Origin of the sequence: Mesorhizobium sp., assembly GCF_041661565.1 — a bacterium.
Classification (GTDB): Bacteria; Pseudomonadota; Alphaproteobacteria; order Rhizobiales; family Rhizobiaceae; genus Mesorhizobium.
Genome location: NZ_JBAZUD010000209.1, coordinates 1 through 6,090 on the forward strand (window position 1 = coordinate 1; position 6,090 = coordinate 6,090).

At 63.6% G+C, this 6,090-nt stretch carries 4 protein-coding genes and 1 pseudogene; 2 read left to right on the plus strand and 3 right to left on the minus strand.

Annotated features, from left to right (window positions below):
- The 3 genes and pseudogenes from WC739_RS23995 to WC739_RS24005 all read right to left on the minus strand — a co-directional run.
- Window positions 1–127, minus strand: a pseudogene (locus tag WC739_RS23995) (cobalamin-binding protein); the annotation flags it as partial.
- A gap of 97 nt (window positions 128–224) precedes the next feature.
- Window positions 225–1,874, minus strand: a complete 1,650-nt coding sequence (locus WC739_RS24000) for an ABC transporter substrate-binding protein (RefSeq protein WP_372955483.1) — start codon at window positions 1,872–1,874, stop codon at window positions 225–227.
- A 44-nt stretch (window positions 1,875–1,918) separates the two neighbouring features.
- Entirely contained in the window at window positions 1,919–3,469 is a 1,551-nt protein-coding gene (locus WC739_RS24005) for a trimethylamine methyltransferase family protein (RefSeq protein WP_372955484.1), read from the minus strand.
- Window positions 3,470–3,561: 92 nt separating this feature from the next.
- Between WC739_RS24005 and WC739_RS24010 the strand changes: the two genes are divergently transcribed.
- Together WC739_RS24010 and mutL are read left to right on the plus strand one after the other, a co-directional pair.
- On the plus strand, window positions 3,562–4,464 hold the full coding sequence (locus WC739_RS24010) for a LysR substrate-binding domain-containing protein (RefSeq protein ID WP_372955485.1): 903 nt from the start codon (window positions 3,562–3,564) through the stop codon (window positions 4,462–4,464).
- A gap of 63 nt (window positions 4,465–4,527) precedes the next feature.
- On the plus strand, window positions 4,528–6,090 hold a 1,563-nt coding region (gene mutL / locus WC739_RS24015; RefSeq protein ID WP_372955486.1), incomplete at its 3' end, for a DNA mismatch repair endonuclease MutL.

The following is a 6,090-nucleotide window of genomic DNA, read 5'->3' on the forward strand; positions in this document are numbered from 1 at the left end:
CGCGCTCGAGCAGGATGTTGGTGCCTTCCTCGATCTCTTCCTTCAGGCCGTCATAAAGATCGTCGTGCATCTGCTGCACCAACTCGTCGTCGGACAGTTCGGAAAGGATGATCTCGTCGTCGGCCATTTTGCCTGCGCCATTTTGTTTGTCAGTGATTCACAATCCGCCGGTACCCATCGCGATGGGTGCCGGCGGCGGTTGCTTGCAAAGCTCGTAACCTGGATCAGGCGTCGAGCCAGACGTTCTGGAAATCCATTTCGTAGGTCTGGTGCATTCCGTAGTTCTTCACCTTCTTGCTCATGTGGCAGTAGAGCTTCTGCCAGAACGGCTGGATGATGACGCCGGAATCCTGCAGGATCTGCTCGACATCCTTCATGACCTCCTTGCGCTTGGCAGGGTCTGCCAGCGAAAGCGCCTGCTTCAGCTTGGCGTCGAACTCCGGATTGGCATAGGCCGTTTCGTTCCAGGCCTCACCAGAGCGATAGCCGAGCGCCAGCACCTGGACGCCGAGCGGCCGCATGTACCAGATGGTCATCGAGTACGGATACTTCGTCCAGTCGTTCCAGAAGGTCGAGCCCGGCAGCACCGTACGCTTCACCTTGATGCCGGCATCGCGCAGCTGGCCGGCGATCGCATCGCCGGTGTTCTTCTGCCATTCGTCCTCGACGGTAATCAGCTCGTGCTCGAAGTCGGCCTGTCCGGCATCCGCCATCAGCTTCTTGGCGGCGGCGGCATCGCGTGTCTTCTTGGGCAGCGGATAGTATTCGGGATGGATCGGGGCGACGTGGTGGTTCTCGCCGACCGTGCCGAGCCCCGCATAGCCAAGCTGCATCACGGCATTGTTGTCCACGGCCATCTGCAGAGCATTGCGCACCCGCTGATCGTCATAGGGCTTGTGGGTTATGTTGGTGCGGGCGACGAGCGTGGTCGCGGTCGCGACCTCCGATTTTGCCAGATCCATCTTATCGAGGGCGTCGATGAAGTCAGCCGGCGTTTCGAAATCGAGGTCGATCTCGCCTGATTCGAAGGCGTTCAGCGTGGCGTTGAAATCGGTGCCGTAGTCGATGAACTCGACGCTGTCGAGCGGCGCCTCGCCGCCCCACCACTTGCCGTTCTCGCGGCGCTTGACCACCGCCTTCTGGCCGACATCGTAAGAGACCAGCTCGAACGCTCCGGTGCCGATCGGCTTCTTGATCGGATCGGCGCCATCCTTGTCGAAGTCGCGATGCACGACCAGCGCCGGATAGTCGGTGAAGCCCGGTATGATCGCGATGTCAGGCTCGGACAGCTTCAGCTTGACCGTGAGGTCGTCGACCTTGGTGATGGCGCCGTCCCTCGCCTTGCCGGTCTTTGTGTCGATCAGCGCGCCGACACGTGCCGCCATGGAATTGCCGGAAGCAGCCTTGTCGCACCAGCGGTTCAGATTGGAGACCACGTCATCGGCGTTGAAGGGATCGCCATTGTTCCAGCTTATGCCTTTGCGCAGATGCAGTGTGTATTCGGTGGCGTCGTCATTGACGTCCCAGCTTTCGAGCAGGACCGGCTCGAAGGTGAATTGGTGTGTGTAGCGGACGAGCGGCTCCAGCCAGCAACGCGTGACGTTTGCCATCTCGGTCCAGTCATAGGTGCGCGGATCCTTCTGCGCCTTGACCGACATCGCAACACGCAGCGTGCCACCCTTTTTCGGCTCGTCGGCCAAAGCTTTTGTCGGCGCGGCAAGGCCGATCATGCTGTAGGCGAAGGCCGTCGAGGCGCCGAAGGCGCTGGCCAGCGCCAGGAATTCGCGCCGGTCCATGTGGCCCGCACGCGTCTCTTTCGCCATTGCCTCAATAGCGCCAGGCACGCGGTCGCCATTGCTTCTGAAAAATGCCATTTTTGTCTCCCTTTTTTGTTCCCGTTGTTTGTTAATCCGTTGCGTCAACTGACGCTGTTTGGCAGCGCCTCCTCGCGCCGCGCAATGAAATCCGTCAGCCCCTCCGCGATACCCTCGTCCAGCTTCGGCTCTTCATAATCCGCGAGCATGTTGCGCGCTTTCTCGCTGCCGCGCGTGTCGTGGTCCTTCGCGCCTTCGGCCTTCCACTGTTCGAACGAATTGAAATCCATGATGGTGGGCATGAAGAAGGCGGACTCGAAGTGTTCGAGCGTGTGCTGGGTGCCGAGGAAATGGCCCTGCGGCCCCACCTCGCGGATCGCAGCCATCGCCTCCTTGAAATCGTCGAATGGCAGGCCGCCGGCGTATTTGTACCAGCCGACAAGTTGCTCGCAGTCGGTGGCGAATTTCGAGTAGCCGCAGGTCAAGCCGGCCTCGAGCCATCCGGCTGAGTGCCAGATATAGTTGGCGCCCGAGAGGATCGCGGCATGCATCAGCATGTTCGACTCATAGCCTGCCTGGGCATCGTTGAGCTTCGATCCGACATGGAAGCCGGAGGTGCGCCACGGCAGCCGGTATTTTCGCGCCAGGGCTCCCATCAGGTACATCATCTGGGCCGCCTCCGGCGTGCCGCCCATTGGAGCGCCGGTCTTCATGTCGACCGTGACCATGAACTGGCCGTAAAGCTGCGGCGAACCGGGACGAAGCAGTTGCGTGAATGCGACGCCAGCCAGCGCTTCGGCGTTGACCTGCGCGACCGCGCCCACGGCGGACGCCGACGTCGAGGCGCCGCACAGCGCGAAGGGCGCCAGGATGAGCGGCTGGTTGCTGCGCGCATAGACCTTCATCGCGTCCAGCATGGTCGCGTCCCAGACCAGCGGCGAGTTGCAGTTGGTGATCGACACCAGCACCGGATTGTTGCGGACATAGTCCTCGCCAAACACGATGCCCGCCATGGCCATCGTGTCTTCCGCCCTTTCCTTGGACGTTACGATGCCCATGAACGGCTTGTCCGAGTGCTTCAGCGCCGAATGAATGATGTGGAGATGGCGCTTAGGCACCGCGATTTCCATCGGCTCGCAGATGACCGAGCTTGAGGAGTGCAGCGCCGGCGCCATGTAGGCGAGCTTGTGGAAATTCTGCAGGTCGTCGAGCGTGCCGTAGCGCCTGTTGTTGTCGAGATCGCGCACGTAGGGCGCGCCGTACATCGGCACGAAGATGGAGTTGTTGCCCCCTACCCGCACAGTACGCTGTGGATTCCTTGCGTTGAGCGTGAATTCCGACGGGACCTTGGAGACCAGCTCCATCAGCAGCGCCCGGTCGATGCGGACACGCGTTTCCGACACATCGGCTCCCGCGGCCTTCCAGAGCGCGATGGCCTCGTCGTCGCGGAACTCGCACCCTACCTCTTCGAGGATCGACAGCGACTCCTGGTGGATCAGTTCCACCGCCTCGTCGGGAACCATGTCATATACTGGGATCTTGCGAACCATGGTCGGAAATGACGCCATTGGAGCTCCTCGCAGCACCTTGCGCCCCACTCGGCCACCCGCTCGGCGGCTGGCAGGTTCGATCACTTCAGCGGCCGGTGCGTTCATGGAAACTCCATCCTCCCAAAGTCATTCAGCCTACCCAGACAAAATGGAGCTGTGACGCTGGAAAATCCTGATCTCTTGTATAAGCTGAGCTTATGCGAAACCTGCGCCACCTGTTGCCTTCGGCCGGCAGCCTGATCGTCTTCGAGGCGGCCGGCCGCCTGTCGAGTTTCACGGCCGCCGGGCGCGAGCTTGGCATGACGCAGGCGGCCGTGTCCTACGCCGTGCGCGGGCTGGAGGATCAACTCGGCGCCAAGCTGTTCCAGCGCCGCCACCGCCAGGTGCTCCTGACGGAGGCGGGCGAGCGCTTTCACGCCGACGTCTCGCTCGGGCTGTCGCACATCCGCAAGTCGGCGGAGGATCTGCGTCTGCAGGCGACGGGCGGCCATGTCACGCTCGCTGCCTCGACGGCTTTCGGCTCGTTCTGGATGATGCCGCGTCTGCAGCAATTCCGCGACGAGCTGCCTGGCGTTGATCTGCGCATCCAGACCGCCGACCGCGACCTCGACATCATCGCCGAGGGCATCCCGCTCGGCGTGCGCGGCGGCGTGCCGCGCGACTGGCCGGATTATCATTCGCTTTCGCTCTCCGACGAGGAGATATTCCCCGTCGCCGGGCCCAGCTATCTGGCGAAGTTCGGGCTGCCGAAGACCGTGGCGGAACTGGCAACGCACCGCCTCATCCATCTCGAGGAGCCCTACCGCGAGGCCCCGAACTGGGACGAGTGGTTCGCGTCCGCGGGAACCAGCCTCCGCAACGCCGAGCGCGGCTTGCGCATCAATGATTATGCCCTGGTGATCCAGGCGGTCATGGAGGGGCAAGGCATCTCGCTCGGCTGGCGGCATCTGGTCGAACGCCTCGTGGCATCGGGACTGCTGGTGCCGGTGACGGATCATGTGCTGCGGACCGGCATCGGATTTCACGTCATCTGGCCGAAGAACCGCGAGCTCAGCGAGAATGCCCGCAAGGTAAGGGATTGGCTGGTGGCACAGGCTTAGGCTGTTCCACTGCTCCAAAAAACTACCCCTCCCGCACGACACGAATCCGCCTATAGTGCCGCCATGCCCATCCGCCAGCTATCCGAAACGATGATCAACCAGATCGCCGCCGGCGAAGTCATCGAGCGTCCGGCGAGCGTGGTCAAGGAACTGGTCGAGAACGCGCTCGACGCGGGCGCCAAAAAGGTGGAGGTCGTCACGGCCGGCGGAGGGCTGAACCTGATCCGTGTCACCGATGACGGTTCCGGCATTCCCGAACAGGAGCTGGCACTGGCCATCGGCCGTCACTGCACCTCCAAGCTCGCCGACAACATCGATGACATCCGGTCGCTCGGCTTTCGCGGTGAAGCGCTGCCGTCGATCGGCTCGGTGTCGCGCCTGTCGATCCGCTCGCGCACGGCCTCCGGCGACAGCGCGGCAGAAATCGGCATCGAGGGCGGCCGCGTCCTGCCGGTAAGGCCGGCGGCGGCCAATCGCGGCACCACGGTCGAGGTGCGCGACCTGTTCTTCGCGACCCCGGCACGGCTCAAATTCATGAAGGGCGAACGCGCCGAAAGCTCCGCGACCAGCGATGTCGTCAAGCGCATCGCCATTGCTTTCCCCGCCGTTCGTTTCACCCTGGCCGGCTCGGATCGCTCGACGGTGGAACTCCCGGCGACCGACGACAGCGCGGAAGGCAGCCTGCGCCGCATCGCCCAGGTAATGGGCTCCGATTTTCCCGACAATTCGATTGCCATCGATGCGATGCGCGAAGGCATCCGCCTGACCGGTCACGTGTCGATCCCATCCTTCACCCGCGCCAACGCGCTGCAGCAATATGCCTATGTCAACGGCCGGCCGGTGCGCGACAAGCTGATCGCCGGGGCCATCCGAGGCGCCTATGCCGACGTGCTGCCACGCGACCGCCATGCGGTGACGGTGCTGTTCCTGACGCTCGATCCGGCCATCGTCGATGTCAATGTCCACCCGGCAAAGGCCGATGTGCGCTTCCGCGATCCCGGGCTGGTGCGCGGGCTGATCGTCGGGTCGATCCGCCAGGCGCTCGCCGATGCCGGCATCCGCGCCGCGACGACCGGGGCGGCCGGCATGATGGCGGCCTTCCGGCCAGGCGCCACGGCCTACGAACATGGCGGCCCGGCCAACGGCCATCGCAGTTACGAAGCCGCGCACAGAGCCTCGGGCTTCGCGGTCCATGACCCGTTCCGCTCGCCGCAACGACCCCTCGATATGGGTTTTGGGGCGTCAGGTTTCAGCGACAATGAACAGACCGCGTTCGATGCCGGCGCTCTTGCCAGCGCCGACACGCGCGCCGGGCAGGACGAGGCGGCCGAGACGTTGCTTGGCGCCGTGCTGGGCGCGGCGCGGGCACAGGTGCATGAGAACTACATCGTGGCGCAGACCAGGGATTCGCTGATCATTGTCGACCAGCACGCGGCGCATGAGCGGCTGGTCTACGAGGCCCTGAAGAACGCGCTGCATTCACGCGCGGTCCCGTCTCAGATGCTGCTTCTGCCCGAGATCGTCGACCTGCCGGAAGAAGATGCCGAACGGCTGGCGCTGCATTCCGAGACGCTCGCCCGCTTCGGGCTTGGCATCGAGCGTTTTGGCCCCGGCGCCGGCGCGGTG